At 59.6% G+C, this 25,208-nt stretch carries 19 protein-coding genes and 1 tRNA gene; 2 read left to right on the top strand and 18 right to left on the bottom strand.

The genetic code is table 11. From position 1 onward, the window contains the following. Positions 1 to 66 precede the first annotated feature (66 nt). Positions 67 to 1,599: a sulfatase family protein gene (locus Pan181_RS10725; protein ID WP_145246806.1), complete on the bottom strand. Its 1,533-nt coding sequence runs from the start codon at positions 1,597 to 1,599 to the stop codon at positions 67 to 69. 413 nt (positions 1,600 to 2,012) lie between these two features. Here Pan181_RS10725 and tnpA point away from each other — a divergent pair, with 413 nt between their 5' ends. Then, positions 2,013 to 2,456 carry an IS200/IS605 family transposase gene (tnpA, locus tag Pan181_RS10730; protein ID WP_145246807.1) on the top strand — a complete coding sequence of 148 codons (444 nt, stop codon included), beginning with the start codon at positions 2,013 to 2,015 and terminating at the stop codon, positions 2,454 to 2,456. Positions 2,457 to 2,859: 403 nt separating this feature from the next. Here tnpA and Pan181_RS26780 read toward each other — a convergent pair whose 3' ends face one another. After that, entirely contained in the window at positions 2,860 to 2,994 is a 135-nt protein-coding gene (locus tag Pan181_RS26780) for a hypothetical protein (RefSeq protein WP_261342251.1), read from the bottom strand. A gap of 81 nt (positions 2,995 to 3,075) precedes the next feature. Between Pan181_RS26780 and Pan181_RS10735 the strand changes: the two genes are divergently transcribed. Further along, entirely contained in the window at positions 3,076 to 4,101 is a 1,026-nt protein-coding gene (locus tag Pan181_RS10735; RefSeq protein WP_145246808.1) for a glycoside hydrolase family 43 protein, read from the top strand. Between the two features lie 89 nt (positions 4,102 to 4,190). Here Pan181_RS10735 and Pan181_RS10740 read toward each other — a convergent pair. The 16 genes from Pan181_RS10740 to Pan181_RS10815 form a co-directional block, all read right to left on the bottom strand. Beyond that, a tRNA-Ser gene (locus Pan181_RS10740) sits at positions 4,191 to 4,272 on the bottom strand. Between the two features lie 215 nt (positions 4,273 to 4,487). Next, entirely contained in the window at positions 4,488 to 6,401 is a 1,914-nt protein-coding gene (locus Pan181_RS26550; RefSeq protein ID WP_231943806.1) for a sodium:solute symporter, read from the bottom strand. A gap of 114 nt (positions 6,402 to 6,515) precedes the next feature. After that, the gene (gene araA / locus Pan181_RS10750) at positions 6,516 to 8,018 is read right to left on the bottom strand and encodes an L-arabinose isomerase (RefSeq protein ID WP_197529152.1); all 1,503 of its coding nucleotides are present in this window, start codon (positions 8,016 to 8,018) and stop codon (positions 6,516 to 6,518) included. A 63-nt stretch (positions 8,019 to 8,081) separates the two neighbouring features. Further along, on the bottom strand, positions 8,082 to 8,774 hold the full coding sequence (locus tag Pan181_RS10755; RefSeq protein WP_145252152.1) for an L-ribulose-5-phosphate 4-epimerase: 693 nt from the start codon (positions 8,772 to 8,774) through the stop codon (positions 8,082 to 8,084). A gap of 14 nt (positions 8,775 to 8,788) precedes the next feature. Continuing rightward, on the bottom strand, positions 8,789 to 10,468 hold the full coding sequence (locus Pan181_RS10760; protein WP_145246809.1) for a ribulokinase: 1,680 nt from the start codon (positions 10,466 to 10,468) through the stop codon (positions 8,789 to 8,791). Between the two features lie 176 nt (positions 10,469 to 10,644). Beyond that, on the bottom strand, positions 10,645 to 12,312 hold the full coding sequence (locus Pan181_RS10765) for a fucose isomerase (protein WP_145246810.1): 1,668 nt from the start codon (positions 12,310 to 12,312) through the stop codon (positions 10,645 to 10,647). A gap of 62 nt (positions 12,313 to 12,374) precedes the next feature. Continuing rightward, positions 12,375 to 13,478, bottom strand: a complete 1,104-nt coding sequence (locus tag Pan181_RS10770) for an aldose epimerase family protein (RefSeq protein WP_145246811.1) — start codon at positions 13,476 to 13,478, stop codon at positions 12,375 to 12,377. Positions 13,479 to 13,851: 373 nt separating this feature from the next. Beyond that, positions 13,852 to 14,754: a hypothetical protein gene (locus tag Pan181_RS10775; protein ID WP_145246812.1), complete on the bottom strand. Its 903-nt coding sequence runs from the start codon at positions 14,752 to 14,754 to the stop codon at positions 13,852 to 13,854. A 265-nt stretch (positions 14,755 to 15,019) separates the two neighbouring features. Next, entirely contained in the window at positions 15,020 to 15,736 is a 717-nt protein-coding gene (locus Pan181_RS10780) for a DUF4252 domain-containing protein (RefSeq protein WP_145246813.1), read from the bottom strand. A gap of 416 nt (positions 15,737 to 16,152) precedes the next feature. Beyond that, positions 16,153 to 16,896 carry a hypothetical protein gene (locus Pan181_RS10785; protein WP_145246814.1) on the bottom strand — a complete coding sequence of 248 codons (744 nt, stop codon included), beginning with the start codon at positions 16,894 to 16,896 and terminating at the stop codon, positions 16,153 to 16,155. A gap of 123 nt (positions 16,897 to 17,019) precedes the next feature. Continuing rightward, entirely contained in the window at positions 17,020 to 18,174 is a 1,155-nt protein-coding gene (locus tag Pan181_RS10790) for a S1C family serine protease (protein WP_145246815.1), read from the bottom strand. Next, complete coding sequence (locus Pan181_RS10795; protein WP_145246816.1) at positions 18,171 to 19,199, bottom strand: S1C family serine protease; 1,029 nt, start codon at positions 19,197 to 19,199, stop codon at positions 18,171 to 18,173. Before Pan181_RS10795 ends, Pan181_RS10790 begins: the two co-directional genes overlap by 4 nt. Beyond that, positions 19,192 to 20,994, bottom strand: coding sequence for a S1C family serine protease (locus tag Pan181_RS10800; RefSeq protein WP_145246817.1), 1,803 nt, complete (start codon positions 20,992 to 20,994; stop codon positions 19,192 to 19,194). Before Pan181_RS10800 ends, Pan181_RS10795 begins: the two co-directional genes overlap by 8 nt. Further along, positions 20,994 to 22,271, bottom strand: a complete 1,278-nt coding sequence (locus Pan181_RS10805; protein WP_145246818.1) for an NPCBM/NEW2 domain-containing protein — start codon at positions 22,269 to 22,271, stop codon at positions 20,994 to 20,996. Before Pan181_RS10805 ends, Pan181_RS10800 begins: the two co-directional genes overlap by 1 nt. Positions 22,272 to 22,308: 37 nt before the next feature. Beyond that, on the bottom strand, positions 22,309 to 23,361 hold the full coding sequence (locus Pan181_RS10810; RefSeq protein WP_145246819.1) for a hypothetical protein: 1,053 nt from the start codon (positions 23,359 to 23,361) through the stop codon (positions 22,309 to 22,311). Positions 23,362 to 23,492: 131 nt separating this feature from the next. Then, complete coding sequence (locus Pan181_RS10815) at positions 23,493 to 25,136, bottom strand: coiled-coil domain-containing protein (RefSeq protein WP_145246820.1); 1,644 nt, start codon at positions 25,134 to 25,136, stop codon at positions 23,493 to 23,495. Positions 25,137 to 25,208 lie beyond the last annotated feature (72 nt).

Raw genomic sequence — 25,208 nt, forward strand, 5'->3', positions numbered from 1 at the left:
TGTCAGCCAAAGCGCTGGTAGCTCCATGGTGAGTGCTATCCATCAAGGCGATGTCGGCAGAAACGCCTATTCGTATTGCCATTTTAGCAACCATGGATCGTTGGTCTCACGTTGGAATGTCTTAAGTTTCTGCTGTAAGCGAGCGAGTGTCTCGGCATGGACGGGATCGTCGGCCAAATTCCTGGTTTCGTGAGGATCCGACTCAAGGTCGAATAGCTCGAACTTCGGGCGATGGACGTAGCGATCCACGGTCCACGATCCGTAGTTTGCCTGTGGGCCAAGTTGGTATTGGTACTGCCAAGTGGGAGCTGCCCACAGATCCGAAGCAAACGGAAACGGCAAATCGGAAGCGATGTTCCAGATCAGCTTGTACTTGCGTTCGCGAACCACTCGCATCGGATAGTACATCGTGATCTCATGGAACGTGTGCGAAGCGTATACTTCGTCCCAGCCATCGAAAGAGTCGTTCTTCCAGTACGGCAAAAACGACCGCCCATGGAACGTACCAGCTGCCGCATAAGGCTTCTTAAAGCTCTCCGCTTGTTGGGCCTCCTGTTTCATCTCGCGTAGTATTGGTTGCTTGACGGAATTTGCATTTGTGTCGAATACACCGGCGAAGTCGAGCAGCGTGGGGGTGATATCAACCCAGCTGATCATCGCATCGCACTCCGGCTTGTGAGCATCTGCATAAGGATTGCGGACCACCAGCGGAGAGTGCATGCCCCCTTCGTAAACAGTGGTCTTCGCCCCGGGCATGGCTACGCCGTGATCCGACAAGTAGACGATCAGCGTCTTGTCGTACACACCAGCAGACTTCAAGTGCTCGACCAATCGCCCCACGGCCGCGTCGAGTCGACTCACGGATTGATAGTACTCCGCAAGCTCCTCGCGACAGGCTGCGGTGTCGGGAAGAAACTCAGGAACCACGACATCGTCTGGAGTGTAGGTCACCGTTGGATTTGCGGCCGAAGCGGCTTCGTTTCCAAACCGATTCGGCTGATGCGGCAGATTGCGATTCACTCCCCGCCCTCGGTGCGGATCGTTAAAGCACAGGTAGAGAAAGAATGGCTTCTCGCTCTCTTGCGAGACGAAGTCCGCACAATGGTCGGCCATTTCCATGTCGTTACGGCCACCGCCGGGGAGAACCTGCTGGAAGTGGTAGACACTCTCGGGAGCGACATGGAACTTGCCGCAGCGGGCAGTGCGATAGCCAGCCTTTTCTAAGTAGCGAGGTAAGCTCCCAGCGTTCGCCCAGGTGCTGAACTTATGGTAATCGTGTTCGTGACCGTACTGACCATTGGCGTGATTATGCATGCCGGTAAGAATCACCGATCGACTGGCCGAGCAGCTGGCCGTCGTGCAGAACGCTTTGGTGAAGACGGTACCTTCGCTCGCCAGGGCGTCGATGCTTGGTGTTTGGATCACGCGATTGCCATAACAACCAGCGTCGCAACCATGGTCGTCGGCCACGATGAGCACAATATTTCGCTCCGCCGCAAACGCCCAGGTGCAGCAGAAAGTCGAAATCACAACTCCGAGCAAAGCACGTGCGATCGTTACCCGCTTCAGGTGTGATTGTTTCGAGATGCTAAGAATCATCGGACCATCGGGGGCTGAAAGTACTGTTGCACGGAGACCGGTTTGTAAGATGCTGTCGACTCAGCCAAACAGGCAGCGTTGCTCTGGTGATGCGAGTTGTGGGGAGAGTCAGGCATTGGTTACTCGGATAGTATACCCGCGGCGCGATTCGCCCGTGCGAAGGCAACCCGGCAGCTAGCTCTTAAACTGCGAACCACCCCAGAGTTCGCCTATCAATGGTACGGCTGGCGATTGATTCCCAATTTTCCCACCGATGGGAAAATTGAATCTTACGTAACTCTATATAACCAGTGGTTTTCATTCTCGAATAGATTCCCATTTCCCAAAACGCATTCTATGGGAATCTATTATCCAACCGATGGGGTTAGAACCCTCGCCTTCAGGCGAAACCTTCAGGTTCATATACTACTGGGATGGATAGTTACCGGACTGGAGCACATAGCCGCTTTGATTTGAAATACCATTTCGTGTGGGTCACGAAGTACCGCAAGGCGATCCTGAGAGGTGACGTCGGGGTACGGGTGCGTGAAATCGTGCGTGAGGTGTGTCGGACGAACGATATTGAGATACTGCAGGGGGCGGTCTCGGCCGATCATGTGCATGTTTTGTTGTCATGCCCTCCGAATCTCTCGCCCAGCAAGATCATGCAGTATCTCAAGGGCAAGAGTTCGCGAAAGCTTCTGATGGAGTTCCAGCATCTGCAAAAGCAGTACTGGGGGCGTCATTTGTGGGCCCGCGGGTATTTTGTGGCGTCTAGCGGAAGTGTGACTGAGGAAGCGATCACCGCGTATATCCAGGGGCAGCGGGGAACGGAGCCCAGCGACGGGGAAGATAACTTCCGCGTAACGCCTTCGTGAGTGAAGGACTTCAGTCCGTAGCTCACGAACTCTTCCCAAACCTACCGGCTTCCAGCCGGTAGTAGTTCAGTTTCACGCTGCGCACTTATCGCAAGTCGTTGTGTGCGAGTGAGTTACGACAACCCCTCCTTCAAAGTTGCCCAAAATAGATTCCCACCGGTGGGAAACTATTTTGTGAGGATTCAGGGGTCAGGGGAAGGAGCTTCCTTCGACGCAGCCCCACCACCGCTTTGGACAACCGCGCAGCAGCGAACCCGGGCACACACGAACCATCGCCTGCGCACCGCTAGTCGTTCGATTTATCAGACAAGCATCACATAACGCAGCCTCCTCTCACCAAAAAGCCAAAAGCCGATAGCCTCACATTCCTGTCCATTAGAACACCATTGGTGGCCAGTTCCAATCATAAATGGCAAAGATTGTTCGGCAAGATAGCATTGCGGGTGGTGGAGTCGCGGGGCACACCAATCCGTGTGCGTTGGTACTCCCCTGAATAGTGGACCATCGCCTCGAGCGTGGGCTTGGTGGTCGCGGCCATGGAGACGATTTATAATAAATAAATCATTATTCCAAGGGCTTAGCTTGTCGACTCTATCGGATCCCATCGAGAAGGCGAATCATGTTGGTGCTGTCGCGATTGTTGTTACTGGCTCTCGTTTTGTGCATCGGCGACATGGCGTTCGCCCAAGATACCCCGTCGCCGCAGCGGCCACGGCGATTTGAACCACCTGCAGGGCCGTTGAGCCTGGCGGATGTTCGCCTGCGAGACGTCTGCATCCTGCCCGACGCCAAATCGAAGACCTACTACATGATTGGGTCGCGCGGGCCGCGGATCTGGCAATACACGAGCACCGATTTGCGGACGTGGGAAGGCCCTCAGATGATCTACGAAGTGCCCGAGCGGGCGTGGGGCGACGTGGATGTCCGTGGTATCTGGGCGCCGGAGCTGCACGCCTATCGCGGCAGTTACTACCTATTCTTGACCTACGACACCCGCACGCTGCTCCCTGAGCAATGGCGTAACTGGCGGCCGCGGGTGATTCGTGGTTCGACCGTGCTGAAATCGGACTCGCCCAGCGGACCATTCACGGCGCTAGCGCCTCGTTCGACTCCGCCGACCGATATGATGACGCTCGATGGCACACTGCTGGTGGAAGATGGCAAGCCAGCGATGGTGTTTTGCCATGAATGGGTGCAGATCACGGTCGGCACGATCGAGTACGTGCCGCTGACCGATGATTTGTCGCGGGCAACTGGTGAGCCAGTGCGGTTGTTCTCAGCCGACCAGGCCCCCTGGCCCCGGCGTGGGAGCGAGGGAGGGTACGTGACCGATGGCCCGTCGTTCCACCGCTCGAAGTCGGGCAAGTTGTTCATGATCTGGTCGAGTTTCGCTGGGGGTGGGTATACCACTGGGCTGTCGATTTCCGACTCCGGCAAGCTGGCCGGCCCTTGGCGACATCAGGCCGAGCCTCTCTACACCAAAGATGGCGGCCACGGGTTCTTGTTCACCACGTTCGACGACCAGTTGATGATGGTGCTGCACAGCCCCAACGGCCCCGCCAGCGAAACCCGCCCTCGGATGTTTCGCATGATCGACACCGGTGAGACACTTAAGTTGGGCGACGAGTTTCTGGCCGCGGAGTAAGGCCGCAGGATCCAGGCAAACTCCCCCCTCAAGCTATTAGGCGGCGGAAAAGAAAACCCCGCTCAGGCGGGGTTATTCGTTCGATGGAGCGGAGGGCATGGGACTCGAACCCACAACCGGTTTCCCGGCACCTGAATTCCAATCAGGCCGCTAGCCATTCGCTTACCCTCCAAAACCTACCGAGAATCGCGGGTAGTGGGCCCTGTTCGGGGGGCCGTGCCTGTGCGGTCTCGTTCGGCGTAAGCCTTTATCATAGCTTGAGTTGGGGAAGATTCAACGGGCGCACCGCGTCGGTTGGTGGGCTCTGGGGGCCCAATTTCAAGCGAAAATGGCCGATACCGGACAACCCCACCTCCCTGAGTATCGGAAGGTGGGGCTGCGGGTGATTACTTCAACCAGAAACTGAAGTACAGATACATACCGCCGACGCATAGCAAAATCATGCCAACCAGCAGTTTGTTACCCCAGTCCCAGCTGTTGGCGATTTCGTCCTCGGCCAGATGGTGGATCGATCCGTAGGTCAGCCCGCGGGTCTTCTCTTCCGTCGGCGGTGGAGTGAGCAGCGACACGCCGATCATCACGATAACGCTGATTAACATCAGCACGCCGGTAGCGTACAGGAAGTTGAAGTCGCCGATCGCGGCCAGGATCTGAGGATCGGACCATTTATCGTCCGCGGCCCCGAAGAGGGCTTGGACCGTGAGTTTGATCATGCCGAGCACAAAGCCGACGGCCAGTGCCCACGTCGCACCTGCGGCGTTCATGCGAGGCCAGAAGAGTCCTAGCAAGAATACAGCCGTGATCGGCGGAGCGAGGTAGCCCTGCACGCTTTGCAGATATTGATAGAGACCACCGTCGGCGATCTGAGCCATCACGGGAATCCAGATGATGCCGGCACCCACCACCACCGCAGTAGCGACCCGCCCGACCGTGAGCAGATGCTGCTCCGACTGCCCGGGATTCATCTTCTCGTAGACGTCGACCGTAAACAGGGCGGCACTCGAGTTAAAGAGCGACGCCAGCGAACTCATCAAGGCCGACAGCAGGCAGGCGACGATCAAACCGCGGATGCCTTTAGGCAGCAGTTGCGACACGAGCGTCGGAAACACCTGGTCGCCATCGATCGTGAACGCGAGTTGACCTTCGCTGTTCTTGTCGAGCTTACGAGGAATGTAGAACCCGGTCTCACCACTCTCCATGGCTTCCAGATTCAAGTCTCGCAGCCGAAGGTTTGCGTCGGCAACGGCCTTCGATTTCTCCTCTTTGGTGATCGACGATTCATATTGGGCTGCGAGTACCGGATCGTCAGCACCTTGGTTAAATCGTTCGTCGAGCGACCAGCCAATCATGCCTGGGATCAGGAAAATGAGCACCGGCCAGACCTTGAGCAAACCGCCGAACAGCGCACCGCGGCGAGCGGTCGCCAGGTCCTTGGCAGCGAGCGTACGCTGCACGATGTACTGGTCGGTACACCAGTACCAGATGCCGATAATTGGCGAGGCAATCAGCACGCCGAGCCAGGGGAACTCGGGGTCAGACAAAGGACGCCATAGCGCGAACTGGTCGGCGTTTTCTTTGCTGATGGAGATCAATTCGCCCCAACCAGCGGCAACCCCCTGGCCCATGCCGAGTTTATCAAGGCCGATGTACGTAATGACGAACGAACCAAACAGAATGATCACCGCCTGCGGCGTGGCCGTCGCCATAATGGCTCGCATACCGCCGAACACCGTGTAGAGACCGGTGATGATCACCGTGGAAAACGCACCAATCCAAAACGCGTCGAGATAGATGCCTCCGATCGTCATGTTGACTTCGGGAAGCAGGGCTTTAAACACGATCGCCCCAGCGTAGACCGTGACGCTCACCTTGGTGAACACGTAGGCCACCAAAGAGACGATGGAGAGCAGCCAGCGGGTGCGAGAGTTGAAGCGTTTCTCGAGGAACTCAGGAATCGTTTGCACGCCCGACTTATAGTAGAACGGCACAAACAACCCGGCGAGCATGATGAGCACCCACGCGTGGAGTTCCCAGTGGGCCATCGCCATACCGGTGGAGGCCCCCTGCCCTGCCAAGCCAACGATGTGCTCGGAGCCGATGTTCGACGTAAAGATCGAGGCCCCGATCACAATCCAGCCAGCGTTGCGGCCGGCCAGGAAGAAGTCGTCGGTATCTTTCTGATTCCGCCCGTACCACCAGGCGACAAACCCGATGATGCCGAAGTACACACAAATGACGCCCCAGTCGAGCGGTTCCATCGCGGCTAGCGTCAGCCAGTTCAATGAGTCGAGTTGCAACATGGACCAAATTCCATAACGAAGAGTGAGGAGACTATGGAATAGGTGGAAGAGTGAGCTGGCTGCGGAGGTTCATCCTGCGCAGCCTACTTCGACTCACCTGCCTGGCCACCTACCTTAATCGCGCCGCAGGTCGCCCAGCAGCAATTGTTGTTTGAGGTCGCGAAGTTTCGTATCGGCGTCGATCACTACGATTTCGATGCCGGTCATTTCGGCGAAGTCTTCGTAGTGTTCGGTCGACAAAGCCTGGCTGAACACTGGGTGGTGCGAACCACCAGCATAGATCCAAGCGGCCGCCGCGACCGAGAGTCCTGGTTTGGGAGTCCACAAGGCTCGCGCGACGGGAAGTTTCTCCAGTGGCTCGGGGGGTGTTTCCACATCCACCTCGTTGAGCACCATGCGGAACCGGTTACCGAGGTCGACCACGGTCGCGTTCACCGCCGGGCCAGCCGGGGCGTCGAACACCAGTCGCACGGGATCTTCCTTGCCGCCGATGCCGAGCGGATGAATCTCGCAACTCGGGCGAGCCGCGGCGATCGACGGGCAGATCTCCAGCATGTGAGCGCCGAGCACCTGGCCGCCACCGCTGGGCAAGTGATACGTGTAGTCTTCCATGAACGAAGTACCGCCAGGCAGGCCAGCGGCCATGACCTTCGACGCCCGCACCAAGGCGGCCGCCTTCCAGTCGCCTTCGGCACCAAAGCCGTAGCCATCGGCCATCAAACGCTGTGAAGCGATGCCAGGCAGTTGCTTGAGGCCATGCAGATTTTCGAACGTGTCGGTGTAGCCGACGAAGCCTTCGGATTCGAGGAACGAGCGAAGCGCCAGCTCGATGCGGGCCGAGTCGCGAAGCTGGTCGCGGCGGGTTCCGCCTTGGCGAAGCGAGTCGGCCATCTCGTAGGCTTCGTCGTACTCCAGGCAGAGCTGGTCGACCGACGAGTCGCTGATCGATTGCAGGTGGTTTGCCACGTCGCCGAGGCCGTAGCCATTGACGGAGTAGCCGAACACTTCTTGAGCGGCCACTTTGTCGCCTTCGGTCACCGCGACTTCACGCATGTTGTCGCCGATGCGAGCGATACGGGCGGTTTGCAGGTCGTGACGAGCCGCGGCCGCGCGGGCCCAGGTGCCGATCTGTCGGCGAACCTCGCCATCTTCCCAGTGCCCGACCACCACTTTGCGTTGCATGCGAAGACGCGAGCAGATGAACCCAAACTCGCGACCACCGTGGGCCGACTGGTTGAGGTTCATGAAGTCCATGTTGATGGTCGACCAAGGCAGGTCGCGATTGAACTGCGTGTGCAGGTGCAATAGCGGCTTGTTGAGCGACTTAAGCCCGGTGATCCACATCTTCGACGGCGAGAACGTGTGCATCCAAGCAACGAGGCCAATGCAGTTCGGCGCGGAGTTCGCGTCGAGCATCAGCTGCCGTATTTCCTCGGGACGGGTCAGCACGGGTTTGAAGACCACCTTCACCGGCAACTGCGGATCGGCGTCGAGCGCCGCGGCGACCTGTTGCGAGTGCTCGGCGACCTGCTTCAAGGCTTCTTCACCATACAGGTGCTGGCTGCCGGTGATGAACCAAACTTCAAACTGCTTGAGATCAGGAATTACGCTGGACATGGACGTTACGCATCAAAGAGTTAAAAGGGTGAAAAGCTTCCCGTGCAGAGAAGTGGGTTACGGCTATTTCTGACCGTAGTAGGCGCCAGCTCCGTGCTTGCGAAAGTAGTGCTTATCGAGCAAATATTGTTCAACAGGTGGCATCGCCGGCTGCAGGGCCAGCGTGCCGAGTGCCATTTCGGCGACCGCTTCGAGGGCGACTGCGTTCTCGACGCTCTTGGCCGCGGTCGGTCCCCAGGCAAACGGGGCGTGACTCGCAACCAGCACGCCTGGGACCGCGATGGGGTCGAGATCGGCAAACGTTTCGACGATCACCACCCCGGTGTTCAGTTCGTAGGCTTCGTCGATTTCCTGCTGCGTGAGCGGGCGGGTGACGGGGACTTCGCCATAGAAGTGATCGGCGTGCGTCGTGCCGAAGCAGGGAATCGCCCGGCGAGCTTGCGACCAGGCGGTCGCCTTGGTGCTGTGCGTGTGGGTTACGCCGCCGATGCCGGTGAAGTGTTGATACAAGTAGCGGTGGGTCGGAGTATCGCTCGAGGGCTTCAGGTCGCCTTCGACCACCTCGCCCGTGTCGACACTCACCAGCACGATATGCTCGGGCTGCAGTTTGTCGTAAGCGACCCCGCTCGGCTTGATGGCAAACAGCTCGCCATCGTCGCTCAGTCCGCTCACGTTGCCCCAAGTCAGTGTTACCAGGCCATGCGCCACCAGGTCGAGGTTGGCTTGCCACACGTGTTGTTTTAGGTCTTCAAGCATGGGAAGCATCGCGTTTACTGCTGGCGAACCTGATGGCGGATGCGAATCAGGTCCTTCATGACTTCGTGGAGCGAGCCGTGGTAGTCGGCCGTGCCGAACGCATCGTGCAGCGCTCGATAAACTTGATAAAGCTGTTCGTACACAGCGACGTTCTCGGCAATCGGCTCGTAAACCGTTTCTTTAACCCCGGTCATCGCTGCTTGGGCCGCTTTGACCGTGTCGTGGGCTCCGCCGACCACCGCGCCGAACACCGCGGCACCCAACGCACAAGTTTGGGCCGAGCGGCTGATCTTCATCGGGCGGTTGCAGACATCAGCGTAGATCTGCATGACCATGGGATTCTTCTCGGCGATGCCACCGCAGTTGATCACCTGGTTGACTTCAACGCCGTACTCTTCGACGCGACGAATGATCGTCAGGGCCCCGAAAGCGGTCGCTTCGACCAACGCGCGGTAAATCTCGGCCGCGGTGGTGTGCAGTGTTTGACCGACCAGCAAACCGGTGAGCAGCGGATCGACCAGAATCGTGCGGTTGCCGTTGTTCCAGTCGAGGGCTACAAGGCCCGACTCGCCGGGCTTGAGTTTGGCAGCGGCCTCGGTCAGCTTGGCGTGGGCCTCGGCGTCGTTGCCGAACGCGGCCGGCGAAAGCTGTTTCACAAACCAGTTGAAGATATCACCAACAGCCGACTGACCGGCTTCCAGCCCGTACATGCCAGGCAGGATCGACTCGGGAACGATACCGCACAAGCCAGGGATATCGGGCAGCTCGTTCGCCAGCGGAGCCGGCAAGCAGTCGCAGGTGCTGGTGCCCATGATCTTGACGAGCGTTCCGGCTTGGGCTCCGGCGCCGACCGCCCCCATGTGGGCGTCGAAAGCTCCGACGGCCACGGGAATGCCGGCTGGCAGCCCGAGCGAGTCGGCCACTTCGGCGGTAAGGTCGCCCGCCTTTTGATCGGCCGGAACCGCCTTGGAAGTGTATCGCCATTTGACGAGCTGTGGATCGAGGGCGGCCAGGAACTCTTCGCTCGGCAGCCCCCCCCAAGCTTCGTTGTACATGGCTTTGTGACCGGCTGCGCAGATGCCTCGCACCACTTTATCGGGAGCGGCGTTGCCGGTGATGTGGGCCGGGATGAAGTCGGCCAGCTCCACCCAACTGGCGGCCGCTGCGGCCACTTCGGGAGCGGTGCGAATGCAATGCAGCATCTTCGACCAGTACCACTCCGACGAGTAGATTCCACCGCACTTGGCCAGGTAAGGCTCGCCCCGCTCGGTGGCCAGGGCCGAAATCTCTTTGGCTTCGGCATGCGAGGTGTGATCCTTCCACAGCCAGGCGTAAGCGGCCAGGTTGTCTTTGAACTCCGGCTTCGAGGCCAGCGCCTGCCCTGATTCGTCCACTGGCATCGGCGTCGAGCCAGTGGTATCGACCCCGATACCAATCACGTTTTCGGCCGAAAAGCCTGGCGTGCTGCTCGCTTGCTGCACTGCGGAACGGACCGACGTCATGAAGCCATCGATGTAGTCCATCGGGCTCTGGCGGGCCAGATTGGGATCGCGGGAGTCGAGCAGAATGCCCGCTTCGCCGCTCGGGTAGTCATAAACATGGGTGGCAATTTCTGCACCCGTACTTACGTTAACCACCAATGCGCGTACGCTGTTGGTGCCGTAGTCTACGCCAATCGCAAATCGATCCGACATCCTATCGTTCACCTGTGTCTGAACCGTGCCAAGCTGAGGAAAAGATTCGCCATGGGGTTGGCGACTAATTCGCTAGTATATAAACAAAATTAAGATATATCTAGCCGGCAAGTTGCGGATTTTCGATCTTCTTTTTCGTTTCTCCACCCTCAGGCGAGGCCTCAGGCAGGCGGAAATCAGCTCCAGCTACCGCCATCTTTGCGTGTTCCGCACAGGGCGACCTCCATGCCCAAGGCGGCCGCCATCGCGGCTTTGGCCAGCGTCGCCTTGTCGGCCTCTTCGGCCGAGTTGGCGTAGGCCACCTGGATGTGGTTGCTCTTGTGCCGGGCCATCATCTGGTCGCGGGACACTCCGTAGGTAACCGCGTGCATGATTGGCCATTGCGAGGTCGTGCTTTGCCACCGCCGCTCGGTTTCGGCCGCGGGAAGCTCAACCACCCCTGCCCGACCGAGATCCATCTTCAGGCGATCGTCTTCCACGTAGATGCGCGACCAGACGATTTCGCCAGGTTTCGAGATACCTTTGATGGTACCGCCGCCGTTGGGGAAGTACATCGCTGGCTGGCGTTCGCTCACCGCGCCGGCCCAGCCATTGATCAAATGGGTGGGGGGAACGCTGCCGCTGATCTCGAACACCCACACATAATCTTCCACAGTGCCCGACTGATCCCAGTCGCCCCAGCGAAGATCGTGCAGCGTATTCTCGACCGGCTGGCCCATGGCGCGATGCACGCGGTAGGTCAACAATCCATCGAGGCCCGCGCACTCGTCCACTTCGTTAAAGTGCGGCAGCGGCTCTCCTTCGTACAGCACGCGACTGCCGTCGCGGCTTTTTACTGCCGGGCGTTGCGAGTCGTTCAGGGTGCCCTCCACCAGATCGCTGGCCGGCAGCACATCTTTTAAACCTTGTTGGTACTGGATACCAATCAGGTCGCAGCCAAAGTCGTCGGCGATGCGGACCGCAGCGATGTACATCTTGCACTGCAACAGGATTTGATCGTCGGTCAGATCGGTTTCGTGCGTCGGTCCGGTCTGGAACTGAATGCCGAGTTCTTCCATCCGTTGCCGCACCGCCTGGGCTTCGGCATCGGATACCTGGGTGGTCTCGTAGTACAAGGCCGACTGGCTCAGTCGTTCCTTGAATACCCCGGTGGGGTTCAGCAGATGATCGGGGATGATGGCATTGAACATGCCCATGCAGCCTTCGTCGAACACGCCCATGATGGCTTTGTTGTGCTTGAGTTCGTCGGCCAGGGCGGTGGCTAGCTGTTGCTCTTCGGAGCCAATCTGCACCTCGGAGAGCGGCACCACGTGTTCAATGACGTGGGTCACCTTGCCGGTGTCGAGCCACTTGGCAAGTTGCTCGCCGAACGCGGGGTCGGCAAAGTCGTCGGCCCACAGAGTGCTGTATTCGACGCCCGCTTTGGTGAGCGAGCCATTGAGATTCAACATGCCAACCAGGCCGGGCCAGGTGCCCGACCAGTTGGCCAGCGTGAGGATCGGCCCCTCATGGGTCAGTAAACCATGCAGCAAATGGTGCGAATACTGCCACACAGCTTCGGCCACAATCAGAGGGGCCTTAGGATCCACATCGCGAAATACTTTCATTCCTTCGGCTTGCGAGCCGATGAAGCCATGTTGCTCGTCGTCTTTGAAGGAATGTGCCCGAACGATCGTCCACCCGGCGCTATTCACTGCCTCGCCGATTGCCTGCTCCATCTCGTATTGGGCTGCCCAGCAGTTCTGATTGGCACTCAGGCGAAGGTCGCCGTTGGCCATCAGGTAAACATGCTTTTCGGGCAGTGGTGCAGGCTTCTTGATTCGAGGAAGTGAATAGGCCGTCATAGGTATCGCGCTCCATTACGAATTGGGTGGAATCGGGGGGTGACAGCCTTGTCGGCGTCCTTTTACTCCGCGGAGAACTTGAACACGGTGGTCGTGTCGTACTTCTCGCCTGGCTCCAGCAGCGTGGAGGGAAAGTTCGGCTGGTTGGGCGAGTCGGGGTAGTGCTGGGTTTCCAGGCACAGACCGCTGCGGTGCACGTAAGGCTTGCCCGCTTTGCCCTTCAAGCGACCATCGAGGAAGTTACCGCAATAGAACTGCACGCCAGGCTCGGTGGTGTAGACCTCGAGCACGCGGCCGGTGGTCGGTTCTTTCACTCGGGCGGCCAAGGTCATTTCGCCTTCTTTGCCCTCTTTGTCGAGAACCCAGTTGTGGTCGTAACCACCACCAAAGGTGAGCTGTTCGTTCTCTTCTTCAATGTCGCGACCAATCGCCTTGGCCGTGGTGAAGTCGAACGGGGTGCCATCGACGTCGCGAAGCTCGCCGGTTGGGATGAGCCCTTCGTCGACAGGCGTGAACTTCTTGGCGTTCAGCATCAACTCGTGACCGAGGATGGTGCCTTCCCCTTCGCCCTTCAGATTGAAGTAGGTGTGGTTGGTCAGGTTCACCGGAGTCGTCGCATCGGTGGTTGCCTGGTAGTGCATCTTCAGTTCATTCTCTTCGGTCAGCGTGTAGGTGACGCTCACCACGAGGTTGCCGGGATACCCTTCTTCGCCATCCTTCGCCAGATAGGTGAGGGTAAGCGCGTTGTCGCCTACCGGGGTGGCGTCCCACACGACCTTGTCGAAACCAATGATGCCGCCGTGCAGGCTGTTCTCGCCATTGTTCACGGCCAGCGTGTACTCCACGTCGTTGATGGAGAACTTGCCTTTGGCAATGCGATTGCCATAGCGTCCGACGACCGCGCCGAAGTAAGGCTTGTCGACCGCGTTCATGTAGTCGTCCGCGCTGTTGTAACCCAGCGCGATGTCGCCCATGTTGCCGTCGCGGTCGGCGACCACGATCGAGGTGATAATGGCACCGTAGTTGGTCACGGTGACCGTGGTGCCGGAGGAGTTCTTGAGTGTGTAGAGCATGATGCTATCGAAGTCTTGCGAGGCAACTTGAGCAAAGCCAGGGCTGCAAAGCAGCAGACCAAGGGCCAAGAGAGTGGGAGTAAACAGTTTCATGAGGTAACTCCAAAGAGGTGGATAAGTGTCGTCGGACATCGCCGCCATCGTCGGCGCGGTCTTCGACTTATCAATCGTGGCTCATGCCAGTAGGCAGACTAGTGCGAACGGCACCGCCAAGCAGCCACGACATGCCCGTTGGTAGAGGATACCACCGGGACAAGGGCCACGTGAAAGTGAAATTGAAACTAGACGCCTGGGCGATGCACACCATTGCGAGAAGACAACGCCTATACCCTTAAGGATAGTTCAGGCGACAGCCGGTTGGCAACGGTGCCCGACATTTCGGGTAAAGGCAAAAAAAGAGCCGAGCCTCCACTTTTACGTGGTCGGCTCGGCTCGTCGCATCAGAGGAAACACGGGGAAAATGCGGTTAATAATGGACGTAACGACGCCCATCGGCGCCGGTGTACCAGTGGGCCTCGAACCACAGCTCGCCCGGCTCTTCAGGGAGCTCGAAGCAGAGAATCGGGTCGAAACTCACGCGCCATTGCAGCTCCTGCATCGCGCGGCGGAATCGCCGGGCGTCGCGAGTCAGCCCGAACCCGTGCTCGGTGTCGATCCAGTCGCCGACCACGTCCCTCGGCACCACTCGCCCGAATCGTCCCTCGCGGCGCGACCTGCGGGGCTCGGTAACCGGTGCCAGGTGTTTGGCCAGTAGTTCAGCCGTGTTAGCCGCAGTGCGCATGGCCAAGGCCGCCAAATCGCGACGCCGCGCCTGCGACCAGGCTAGCGACCGATACGCCCAGCCGAGGCATTTGGCCAACCGCTGGGAGTCCTGTCGATCGCCATGCGCTTCCTCGCGAAGCTCGTCGGCGGTGAGCAACCGATAACCATCGTCGGGTGTGAACACCGGTTCGAGCAGGTAAAACTTGGCCAGCGGGTGGGCGGTCATCGCTTCGAGATGACGCATCATCACCCCTTGCGGCGGATTGTCCGGTAGCTGAATCGGATTCTCAATCACTTTGAATACCGACTCGCCCGCGGGCAGAAAGAACGACGGGGCATCGAGCTCGACCACCTGGTACTCGCAGGTCAGCTCGCGGCGAGTCTGGCAACAATCCTGCCAGAGCTGCTTGTCCGATAACTCCGCACGTTGCGGGTGGTTGGCCATGGCGTAGGCCATCGGGGCCAGTCCACCATCGCGGATCACGGTGATTCGTTCGCCCCAGCGGCCAAATCGTTCGAACCCGGGAGTGGTCGAAAACTTCGCAGGCTGGGGAGCGAGGGGGCGTTGGGGAAGAGATGCGGGGTCGCGAGCAACGGTAACTGCCATTTGAATTCCTCCATAGGTTCGACTGGCGGCCGATCGTTTCGGAGCGGAAAAAGAAGAGGAGAACTCCGTTCTTCCCTGAATACGCACCAGCTCGATCGCTTATTCCCCGAAGAGCAAAAAAGTTACCTCGCTATCCAGATTGCTGACGCTCTCCCCCCTCATTCGGGGCGGGGGCAGCGCACGCACCGCGTGCGGCTACGAAAAAAGCCGAACTCGCTGGGGGCACAGCGAGTTCGGCCTTGGGGGACTAATACATGAGAGTCATCTAGCGGTTGCGCTTCGACTCGATCTCTTGCTTGAGTTGGCCGATGCCTTTGCTCAGCTCGCTATCGAGGCCCAGCTGCACGCCGATCCGCGTGGCGGTGCTCACCAGTCGTTGGACGTTGTCGGGCGACAGGTCGCCGACCACGTTCAGGGCGACCATCTCGTCCGGTCCGTTCGCGGCAACGATCACGATGCCGTTGACCGAATCTTCCTCGCGATGCACGTACAAGCGAACCATCTCTTCACCATCGCGGGCGCGGAGCACTGGCTCCCATGCTTCGCCTTTCAGGGTGCTATCGAAGTAGGCGACCAGCTGCTCGGCCTGACCTTCGGTCGCTTCGCCATTGGCCCACACGCGGATGTGAACTTCGCGTACTACTTCGCTCAACACGTCGCCCAGTTCGCGGGCCGAGGTGATTTGCTTGGCGGCGAATTGCAGGTTCTCTTTGGCCGAGGGATCTTCCGAAGTGGCAAGCCCTTCCAGCAATCCGGCAACTACCGCGTCGCCAGTTCTGAAGAAGTGACGCACCAGACCGGGACCCAAGTCCAACTCCACGCTGGCGGCCGGCATATCCACCGCATCCAACGACACTCGCGGGCCGGTTTCGACCGGCGCTTCCGATTGCGCGTGGGCCGTGTAAGCCGTGGTGGCGGCAACCACCGCAACGACCATTGCCTGCCGCAGGGTTCGCCGAGCGAGCAACTGTAGTGACCTCATGACAACTATCTCCCTTAAGGTGCGTGAAAGTTTAGGCGGTGCACACCGCCTAAAGGGTAATTCGCCGCGGCTCCATCCGTCTTGGCAAGTCAGGGCAAAAAAGTTCTGTCTCCCCCACGAATGGGGTGGCCAAAAATCGTTGTTGAATCCGCTTGGTGATCTGATCTAATGATGTGTAAATGTATAGGTGTTGGAGCCGTAAAGCTCTGCGAAGGAACTCGAAAGGATCAGGTGACATGTGGACCAAACGCCAACTCAGCCCGATGATAAAGCCCCCACTCGCTTTTGGGGAGCTGGCACTTGCGTTCCGACTCTTCCTTGTAAGTCATGGCTGGGGTGGAAGTTGCGTCGAGTGGTGATGACGTAAGAATTGCCCCCACCAATCGATTTTGTGGCAAATGGGGGCAAAACAATCGTTACGCTGCGCGGCGGTAGGTGTCCTCGGTCGCTGGTATCAGCTTGGCGAACGCCTCGCGCACCTGCTCTGCCCGCTCGGGCTCGGCCAGGATCTCCCGAACCTGCGCCAGCGCGTAACGACGGCATTCATCACGAATCGCCGGCAACCCCAGCGTCGCGAATGCGAGTGTGGTACCGAACAGCGTCATGCCCGACGAGAGCTGACCGCACGCGATGTAGATGAACGACGTTGCAACGAACACCACCGTGGTCTCGATGCCTACCCAGAACCAGCTCCACATGTCGAGCGCCCGCTCGATGAGCAACTCGTCGATTTGCGGCCGCCGGCCATTCACGTACTGGTAGAAGCATCGCTTCATCAGGTCGTAGCGGTGCTTGAGCAGCGTTGCTTCCGAGAACTGGTGGTAGTCGGTTTGAGTACCGCGGGCGAGCGCCCGCAGGATGACGTCCAGGTCGAAACGTTCACGAATTCCCAACCAATTGGCGATATTGCTATGAATCCGAAACACCCGCGATGCGAGCCCCACGAGCAATGCCGGGGCGAGCGAGCCGACCGGCACCAGCAAGCTCTTCTCGCGGTCGATTTTCAACGTGCCATCGATGGCCGACAGAAAGGTGTCGAGTCCCTCGATCGACGAACGCAGCATGCAGATCGCCAAAAGCGCCGCAGCCGAGGTAAACCAGAATATGCGGGTGAGCATCGACTGGTAATCGGCAACAGGAGTCAGCGGATTCAGCGACATGAGAGCACATCCAACAGCGAGAACGAAAAGCGTAACGCGAAGGATGCTTATACCCGAATCCCCGGGGGCAGGCCTACACCGATTCGGCGCCAGCATCGGCAGCAGCTGGCAAGCGTCGAGCGGCTATTCTGCTTCGGATTCGGCCGACTCTTCCGGCTCGTCGCTGCTGCTATCATCCGACTCGTCGGCGTCGGCTTTGTCGGCCTTGGATTCGGCTTTCTCGCCCGCTTCCGGCGATTCGGTCGGCTGGGCCGCTTCGGCGAGTTCCTGCAGCTTAGCGATGTTGGTGAGCGTGAGTGTCGCCGATTCGGACGACTCGCCTCGTTGGTAGGTGATTTCGACGCTATCACCCGCGTACAGCGGTTTGACCGCGTGCTGCAGCTCGGTTTGCGTGGTGATCGCCTTGCCAGCTACCGCGGTGATCACGTCGCCTGCAGCGAGTCCTGCTTCGGCGGCCGGCCCACCAGGGGTGACTGTCGCCAGTTCGGCAGCCGTCTCGCGCGGCAGACCCTTGGCCAGCGAAACGCCCATATAGCCGAGTTGCAGGTCTTCGCCTTGCTTCAAGCGTTCGAAGGCCGGCATCCAATCAGCCAGCGGCGCGGCAAACCCAATGCCCGAATCGTACCAGTCGAGCCCTGCAATGGAGCGTTCCGACTGGGGCGACATCGGCGCGATGATGCCGAGCACCTGCCCTTCGATGTTGACCAGAGGTCCACCGTAGTTAGCCGCCGATACGGCTGCATCGGTCTGCAACGCACGACCTTGAATGCGATGCGTGGCACTCAAGACACCGACCGACACGTTCGGGCGGTCGACGCGATAGGTGCGCCCCAGGGCGATGGCCCATTGGCCGATGCGATAGCTATCGCTCGGCGCTGGTTCGACCACTGGCAGATCGCTGGCGTTCACCAGCTTGAGCAACACGAGCTTGCGACTGAAATCGGTCGCGACCACTTCGGTGGCAAACTGCCGACCATCTTCGAGCATCGCGACCACCGTGGCCGGCATCGGCTCGAAGCGGTAACGGCTGGTAACCACGTAGCCATCGCTCGACAGCAACACGCCGGTCGAGGGGCCGCTGGCCATAGTGACCCCGCCGACCTGATCGGCACCGCCGATGATCTGCAGCTGTACGACCGCTGGTTGCACGCGTTCAATCGCTTCGCGAATGGCTTGTTGTTCAAGTTGCTCGAGCGACTGCCCACGCGAAGCGTCGGCAACCAGCAAGCTGGTTATCAAAGCGATCAGCAACATCGGGAGACGACACGCGAAGCTCATGGTGTGCCTCCGGTGGTAAGAACGAGTTCAACGTCGAGTAACATGTTGCCCCGCAGCAAGGTGATTCGCACCGGTTGGTTGTTCGGCACTTGCTGGAGTGCTTGTTCTACGTCGTCGCGGGTGCCGGTTCGCATGCCGGCGATCGAAATCACCAGGTCGTCTGGCGCCAGGCCAGCCACTGCGGCCGGCGACTCCGGCACGATCGTATCGACATACGGCGGCGTTCTCGGCACCACGTTTGGTACCAGGTGGAACCCGAGCAGCGACAGCGTGGCCGCGTTTTCGAGCGGTTCCAGGTCGTCGGCAATCGACTGTCCCAATTCGCCATTCAAGATGCGTTCGACACTATCGGAGACCAGTTCCCATGGCAATGCATAGTTCAACCAGGCGCCGGTTAGCTCGCTCTTTAGCTCTTTGCCAATCATGCCCAGCGGCTGACCCGATGCATCGAGCAACATACCGCCAGGAGCACCGGGATTGTTGGTCGCCGCGTCGACGATGTACACATCGCCGCGGTACCGCGAGGCAAACGCTCCCCGGCGAGCTTCAAGCGGTGCGATTACCGACAACACGCCATGCAGCACGCTCACCGGTTCGTCGCCGGTTGCGACGTTATACAGATTCGAATACGCCAGCACCCGCATGCCCTCGTAAGGAAGCGGGCGGGCGGCCAGATCGAAGTACGGCAGTTCCTGCTCGTCCGATTCCAGCTTCAGCACCGCAACATCCATCATCGGATCGACTCCGACAACGGTGCCTTCGAGTCGCTCGCCGGTCGCCAGGACGACTGTGGCCGAGTCTTGATCGAGCACCACGCTGGCGACGGTCACCACGTGACCCTCGGCCGAAACGATCGCGCCCGACTGATAGGCTTCGAGTTGCTGCAGACCACCTGCACCGTAGATCTTCACGCTCCGCTGCTGGGCGTAGCGATTCACTTCGGCAAATGTGGTGGGTCGGTCGGGCGACTGGGCCAGTAGCGGACTACTGACCATCACCAGTAACAGCAAAAGGAATTTATTCATCGTTGGTGTCCTCCTCGGCCGGAGCTTCTTCTGCAGAGGACTTATCGACCTGTTGATAGGAGTTCACGTTGAACTCCAGGTAAGCGTTGTCGCCAAAAGTAACGACCCACGTCATCGGCAACTCGCCTGACTCCCAGGCCTCGAAGCGACTAAAGCGAATCGTACAAGGATCAAAATCGTCGGAGGTATGATGTTCCAAACCAATCAGACGCTGCGAACTGGTATCGAAGTAAAAGTGGGTCGGCATGCCTTCTTCCATCGCGACCAGGCAGTCGTACAGCTGCTGGCGAGGACCGAACGGAAGCTGGCCGAGGTAGTAGCACTCTTCAAAGCCCGCGGGGCCTTCGGCCAGCAGGGTGCGCCATTGATGCACTGCGGCCAGCATGCCGCCCGAGCCAGGAGGTCCGTTGCCGGCCGCGTCGAGTGTATCGAACTTGGCAAAGAACTGACCGCGAACCGAACGCAAGCTCCCTTCCTCGGCGCTCGATTCGATCGCGACCGCTTGTTGCAACAGGTCGGTCGCGTCGACCACCAGCGTTTTGCCAGCGGTCAACACCATCCATTGCGGGCAGGCTTCCGCGATCCGCTCCTGGTGCATGCGGTTGAAGTGGTAGTTGGCAAACCCAATGCGTTCCTCGAACAGTTTGCTAACGACTTCAGGGATTTCGGGCTTCGGCGGCAGCGCTTCCAGCGGATTGGGAATCGGCAACCGGCGTGGAGCCTCGCCCTCGCCTTCGGGATCTTCATCCTTCGGGCCGGGGGGCTCAATCGGAGTTGGTTCTTGCTCTTCTTGTTGCTGAATCAGGCTTTCGAGTTCCCCTTCGCCATGCAGCGATGCGAGTCGCACGTTGGCCTTGAAGAACTCTCCATCCCGCACGTACTCCACCGGCACGGTCCAGCCGGCGGGGTAGATGCCGAGTACGTTTTTCAGCTCGTTGGCCGTGGTGATGTCACGCCCGGCAAACATGGTGATGTGGTCGCCGAAGCGGATGCCGCGGCGGTAGGCGTCGCTCCCTTCGAGCAGGTCGTCCACCACCACGCGACCTTCGCCGGCCGAGGCCACGGTTGCCCCGAGCGTCGCATGGTCGACCACGCGGCCCGACTTCAAATGCGTAAGGAACAGCTTGATCTGGTTGATCGAAATCGCGTAGCCGACACCGACGTTCACGCGCCCACGTTTCTCGAACGAGCCGCGGCCGTTGATGCCGATCAAGCGGCCCTGACTATCCCACAGCGGACCACCCGAGTTGCCGGGATTGATCGACGCATCGGTCTGCAGGCAATCGGCGTACTCGAGCAGTGTGCCGGCTGGGTACTGATAGCGGTGCGTGCCGGAGAGAATGCCGTAGGTGATGGTCGGCGTGTAGTCTTCGGCCAGCAGGAACGGATTGCCTGCAACGATCACCGAATCGCCGATTTGCGAAGCGTCGCTATCGCCAAGCTCGGCAGCGGGAAAGTCGTCGCGGCCCAGCAGTTTGATCAATGCGACGTCGCCGGGGGGATCGAGTCCCACCAGCACCGCGTCGTACAGCTTGCCATCGTTCAGTCCGCACTTCATGGCAGCACCGCAAGGAGCGGTGACGTGGAAGTTGGTCAGCGCGTAGCCATCGGCCGAGATCAATACGCCGGAGCCACCCCCCTGCCCTTTGCTGTCGAAGATGGCAATGGTGCTTCTCGATATCTTCTCGACCACAGCAATACGTTGTGCTTCGGCCTCGAGCACTTCGGGGGCCACCGCGTGAGTGGTCGAAGTCCCTAGCATCCAGGCGAGCGAGAGTAGCAGTAGTAATCGCATTACTTGGTAAACCTCGCCGCGCCTAAGTTCAAGTTGTCGCCGGTGCCGGCCGTGGGGCCGCGGCTTCCGTAATCGACCAGCAATTTCAGCTCACGAATGCCCGAGACCTTGCACTCCAGCTCCACGGGAGCCTCGCCGCCGCGAATGGCTTGCTCGAACAGCACTTTGCTATCCCCTTGCACGGTGAGTTGCACCTCGCCGGTGGCAGCGGTTTCGGGGTCGATGCCCACGGTAGCGCGAAAGTACGAGAAACCCTTCGGCACGCGAAACGCGAGTTCCGACTTGCTTCGCACCGCAAGACCTTTGCTGAACGTGATGCGTTCGGGCAATCCGGACGAACTCACCTCGTCGGCTGGCAGGCTGTCGGTGGGGAACTCAATTTCCAGAGCCGAGGAGTAGAAACCACGATCACGAACCATTCCCCCCAGCAGTGTCGCTACAGGCGACGTGAGTGCGGTCGGTTGCCAGGCCAGTTGCACTGGTTCCAGGTCGCTGAGGTACTGCACGCGATCGATCGAGTAATCGATGGTCGAAACACTTTGCAAAGGCAAACGGAGCTCCCCAAGCAAATGAGACTGCACCACCACCTGATCGCCTTCGACGCGGGCCGATTTAGCGGAGAGTCGCAAGCCAGGGCCGGTCACCAGCACCCGACTCGGCGCGGCTTCGTCGCTCGCAGGACCGCGATAGTACACGAGCCCAAACACCTTGGTGCGGGCGACGTTCAGCGTATCGGCGTCGAGCGTAAACTGCACCGCCTCGGCGGTAACGTCGCCCAGGGTGCCTTCCACGTAGTTCAGGTTGGTCGCTTCCGGCTTGCGGATCACAATCAGGTCGCCAGCGGCGTCGGATTGTTGCAGATCACGCCATTCCTTGCCGAGGCCTGGCACCGCTGCGTCGAGCGGCATCAAGCGAATCGAACGAACGGAGCGAAGCGGCAAACTCGTGGTCGACTGGTCGTCGGTCGCCAGCGCCGGAGCGTTTGCGACGCACTGGCCGTCGGCGATGGTGAGGTCGCGAACTGCGAGGCTCGAACCGTCGGTCAGGTGAACTGCTCCCAGTGGTTGATCGGTTGCCGATGGAGTACTGCCGATGTCGACGCGTAATACCTTATCGAGCGGCAATTCGGTCGACTCTCCGGCCGAGGTGTCGAGCGCAATCGATTGGTCGTCCCACGTTTGCACCGCACCTTGCACGGTGGTGTCGTCGACGGTCGTAATGCGTACGTCTACCGCAGCAGTCGAAGCGAGTAGGATGCAGGTAAATAGATACAACAAGGCAGGTGGCCTCAATCAACGGTGGAGATCAAAGGGGTTATTCGTCGGCGTCGTCCCGATTGTCGGTGGCCAGTCGCTTGAGATACTCTTCCATCAAGTCGCGATAGTGGCCCGGAAAGTCGCGACCGATCTGCTGAATGACCCGTTCGCGCTCACGCGGCGGAAGGTCGCCCCAGCCCGAGTTGTCGCCGATGTCTTTCACATCGACTTTGCCTTCGCCCTTTTGCTCGGCGATCTTGCTGTCGTCCATCGGTTCGCCCGATGGCTGACTGCCGGCTTGTTGCTGTTGCTGCTGTTGTTGCTGCTGCTTTTCCAGTTTATCGATCATCTTGTCGAGCGACTCGATAATGCCACGCTCGACCTCCTGCGCCCGATCGTTGGCTTCTCCCAAGCTGAGCCGGCGCTCGACGTCGGACATGCGGCGGGCGATGTGATCGAGCGAGTCTTGTTCGACCTCGGCAAGGTCGGCCTGCATCAAGCGAGCGACTTGCGAGAAACGCTCTGGCAGCGGTTGCTCGGCGTCGAGCAGTGCTTTGAGCGAAGCGCGGGCTTCGTCGATTTGTACCAGTTGGTGCTCGGCGACCGATCGATAGAACAGCAGCGAAGCGGGGGCGAACACATCGTCGGGCTGCAACCCTTGCAGCACTGCGAGTGCTGGTTCGTAGTGCTCGGTCTGCACCAACGCACGCCCGACCAGCAAACGCAAGTTGTTACGCAGCCAGTAAGGAACTTCAGCAGAGTCGAGCCAGTCGAGCTGCTCGACTTCGGTCGGGGCGGTGCGGCACTGCTCGGCGAGCTTCGCCACTTCCGGCGAGGCAATCGCGGCAGTTCCGGCAATCGCTTCCAGGCGGTCGGCCGAGGTGTAGAGCTGGTCGAGAGTCGGGCGGGCTTCGGCTTGCCATTGGGCCGCTTGCTCGGGACTTTCGGCCGTGGCCTCGAACCAGGCGACGATGGCCGATTCAACCTGCTCCGGCGGAACCGCGGTCCAGGCCGTCGAGACGGCCTCGGTGGTTTCCGAACCGCTCTCGGCAGCCGTGGCAACGGTCGTCAAAACCAGAGCCGCAGACAACAAGCATCCAGCATATGTCATGGCTATCTGTTTCATCACTCTCTAGGCCTCGGAAGGGTTAATCGCCTGTCCCCGCCCATTCCAACTAGTATCGACAATTATAGGGACTTGAACAACGCGGAAGCCGCAATCTGGACGAAATGGTCATGAAATTAACGATTTGCGTCGCTGTTGAGGTCCCGCGTGGCTTCAAATATACGTTCCTGACGGTCAGCGAGTTTCTCGAGTTCGGCCGCCAATTCCGCAGGTTTCACCTGAGGATTGTCCGCCAGCCCGCCGAGATCCTGGGTCCGTTTGTAGACCCGCGCCTGCAAAGTACGAATCATCCGCAATTCGGCCAATTTCGGCACCAGCGGCGACTCGCCCGGCGAGCCACCCCCCCCTTCGCCAGGCGGAGGAGGGCTACCCTGCTGCTGAGCCAACTCGTCGCGAGCTTGCTCGAGGGCACCGATCATGTCCTGGATTCCGGCAATGATGTCGAGTTCCACGGTCTGCGTGATCGGGCCAGCGCTTCCGGTGGCCAGGCGAGCGGTGACCGATTGCATGTCTTCGGCAATCTGCTCAGTGGTTTCGGGGAAGGCAATCGAGGTACCATCCTCACGAAGCAAGGTGAGCGCCTTCTCGGCATCGCGAACCAATTCGGCTTCGCGACGCGAAAGACGAATTGTCTGCAACATCAGATTTCGCGTACTCGCCTGGGACGACGCTTCGTGGATCGTCACGGTTTCTTCGTAGATGCTTTGCTGCTTGGCCAGCATCTCTTTGAAGCGGGCGACAAGCTTCGCCAGCAGTCGTTCCATTTCTTCTTCGCGAAGCTGACGCAGGATGCGTTCCAGTTCGGCGCGAGCTGCTTCCAACTCACGTTGGGCTTCTCGCTGTTCGGCTTCCGCTTCGTTGCGTTTCGCGTCGCGAAGTTTTTTCTCGGCTTGTTCCATTGCGCGACGCGCTTCGGCAACACGCTGGGCCGCTTTCTGAATCGGATCGTTCGACTCCTGAGGGGGCTGCGCCTGAGACTCTCCGCTTGGGGATTCTCCTTCTTGCGATTCACCACCTTGGGACTCCCCACCCTGAGATTCGCCCCCTTGCGACTCGCCACCTTGCGATTCACTCCCCGGGGCCTCTCCGCCCTGCGACTGAGCCCCTTGGGACTCGCCGCTTTGAGCCTCGGCACCTTGCGACTCGCTGCTCTTCGATTCGGAGCCCCCCTCGCTGTTTTCTTCCAGTGCTTTCTGCACGTCATCTGCCGACTCGTTGACATCCGACTGCTTGTCGGCCAAGCGCTTGGCATCGGCACCTTCTTGATTTTGATTGCGCAGCGATCGTTGCTGGCGGATCAGCTTGCCAAGCTCTTGAATCTGCCCTTTAAGAAAACGCTTCATCGCTTCGCGTTCGCTGTCGTTGGGATCTTCGAGCAGCACTTGCAGCAGCAGTTCCAGCTCGGCCTTCAGTTCCTCTTGATCGGTGGCCGCGGCCGACAGTCGTTCGGTCTCGAGCAGATTCACAATCGAGCCAAAGCGTTCGGCAAGGCCTTTCTCGCGACTCGCCTTGATCGCCCGACGCAACTGCTCCGCATGTTCAGGCTCGCTTTTTTCGGCCAATTCGGCCAGCCGGGCGGCCACGGCTTCCAGCCGCTCGAAGCGACTGCCAAGGCGCTCTTGTTCGAGCGTGAGACCCGTAGGGGCTTTGCTATCCGTGAGAGCTTCGTCCTGCGCCCAGAGCGTGTGCGGCAACGCCAGGAGCAGCGCTGCCAAAAGCAGCAGTGTACCTGGTCGATGGTGTTCCGAGATTCGCAACATGGCATGGTCCCTTTCGGGGAGGAGTCCTCAAAGTACGGGGCATCTAGTCGCAGCGTTCTATGCGCCGGCGAG

It is taken from the genome of Aeoliella mucimassa (genome assembly GCF_007748035.1).
Classification (GTDB): Bacteria; Planctomycetota; Planctomycetia; order Pirellulales; family Lacipirellulaceae; genus Aeoliella; species Aeoliella mucimassa.

Coding starts and splice junctions, on each gene's coding strand:
- Pan181_RS10765 (WP_145246810.1), bottom strand. CDS start 12,312: ATGACGGCCTATTCACTTCCTCGAATCAAGAAGCCTGCACCACTGCCC.
- Pan181_RS10785 (WP_145246814.1), bottom strand. CDS start 16,896: ATGTCGCTGAATCCGCTGACTCCTGTTGCCGATTACCAGTCGATGCTC.
- Pan181_RS10795 (WP_145246816.1), bottom strand. CDS start 19,199: ATGAATAAATTCCTTTTGCTGTTACTGGTGATGGTCAGTAGTCCGCTA.
- tnpA (WP_145246807.1), top strand. CDS start 2,013: ATGGATAGTTACCGGACTGGAGCACATAGCCGCTTTGATTTGAAATAC.
- Pan181_RS10800 (WP_145246817.1), bottom strand. CDS start 20,994: ATGCGATTACTACTGCTACTCTCGCTCGCCTGGATGCTAGGGACTTCG.
- Pan181_RS10755 (WP_145252152.1), bottom strand. CDS start 8,774: ATGCTTGAAGACCTAAAACAACACGTGTGGCAAGCCAACCTCGACCTG.
- araA (WP_197529152.1), bottom strand. CDS start 8,018: ATGTCCAGCGTAATTCCTGATCTCAAGCAGTTTGAAGTTTGGTTCATC.
- Pan181_RS10760 (WP_145246809.1), bottom strand. CDS start 10,468: ATGTCGGATCGATTTGCGATTGGCGTAGACTACGGCACCAACAGCGTA.
- Pan181_RS10735 (WP_145246808.1), top strand. CDS start 3,076: ATGTTGGTGCTGTCGCGATTGTTGTTACTGGCTCTCGTTTTGTGCATC.
- Pan181_RS26550 (WP_231943806.1), bottom strand. CDS start 6,401: ATGTTGCAACTCGACTCATTGAACTGGCTGACGCTAGCCGCGATGGAA.
- Pan181_RS10815 (WP_145246820.1), bottom strand. CDS start 25,136: ATGTTGCGAATCTCGGAACACCATCGACCAGGTACACTGCTGCTTTTG.
- Pan181_RS26780 (WP_261342251.1), bottom strand. CDS start 2,994: ATGGCCGCGACCACCAAGCCCACGCTCGAGGCGATGGTCCACTATTCA.
- Pan181_RS10810 (WP_145246819.1), bottom strand. CDS start 23,361: ATGACATATGCTGGATGCTTGTTGTCTGCGGCTCTGGTTTTGACGACC.
- Pan181_RS10780 (WP_145246813.1), bottom strand. CDS start 15,736: ATGAGGTCACTACAGTTGCTCGCTCGGCGAACCCTGCGGCAGGCAATG.
- Pan181_RS10775 (WP_145246812.1), bottom strand. CDS start 14,754: ATGGCAGTTACCGTTGCTCGCGACCCCGCATCTCTTCCCCAACGCCCC.
- Pan181_RS10790 (WP_145246815.1), bottom strand. CDS start 18,174: ATGAGCTTCGCGTGTCGTCTCCCGATGTTGCTGATCGCTTTGATAACC.
- Pan181_RS10770 (WP_145246811.1), bottom strand. CDS start 13,478: ATGAAACTGTTTACTCCCACTCTCTTGGCCCTTGGTCTGCTGCTTTGC.
- Pan181_RS10725 (WP_145246806.1), bottom strand. CDS start 1,599: ATGATTCTTAGCATCTCGAAACAATCACACCTGAAGCGGGTAACGATC.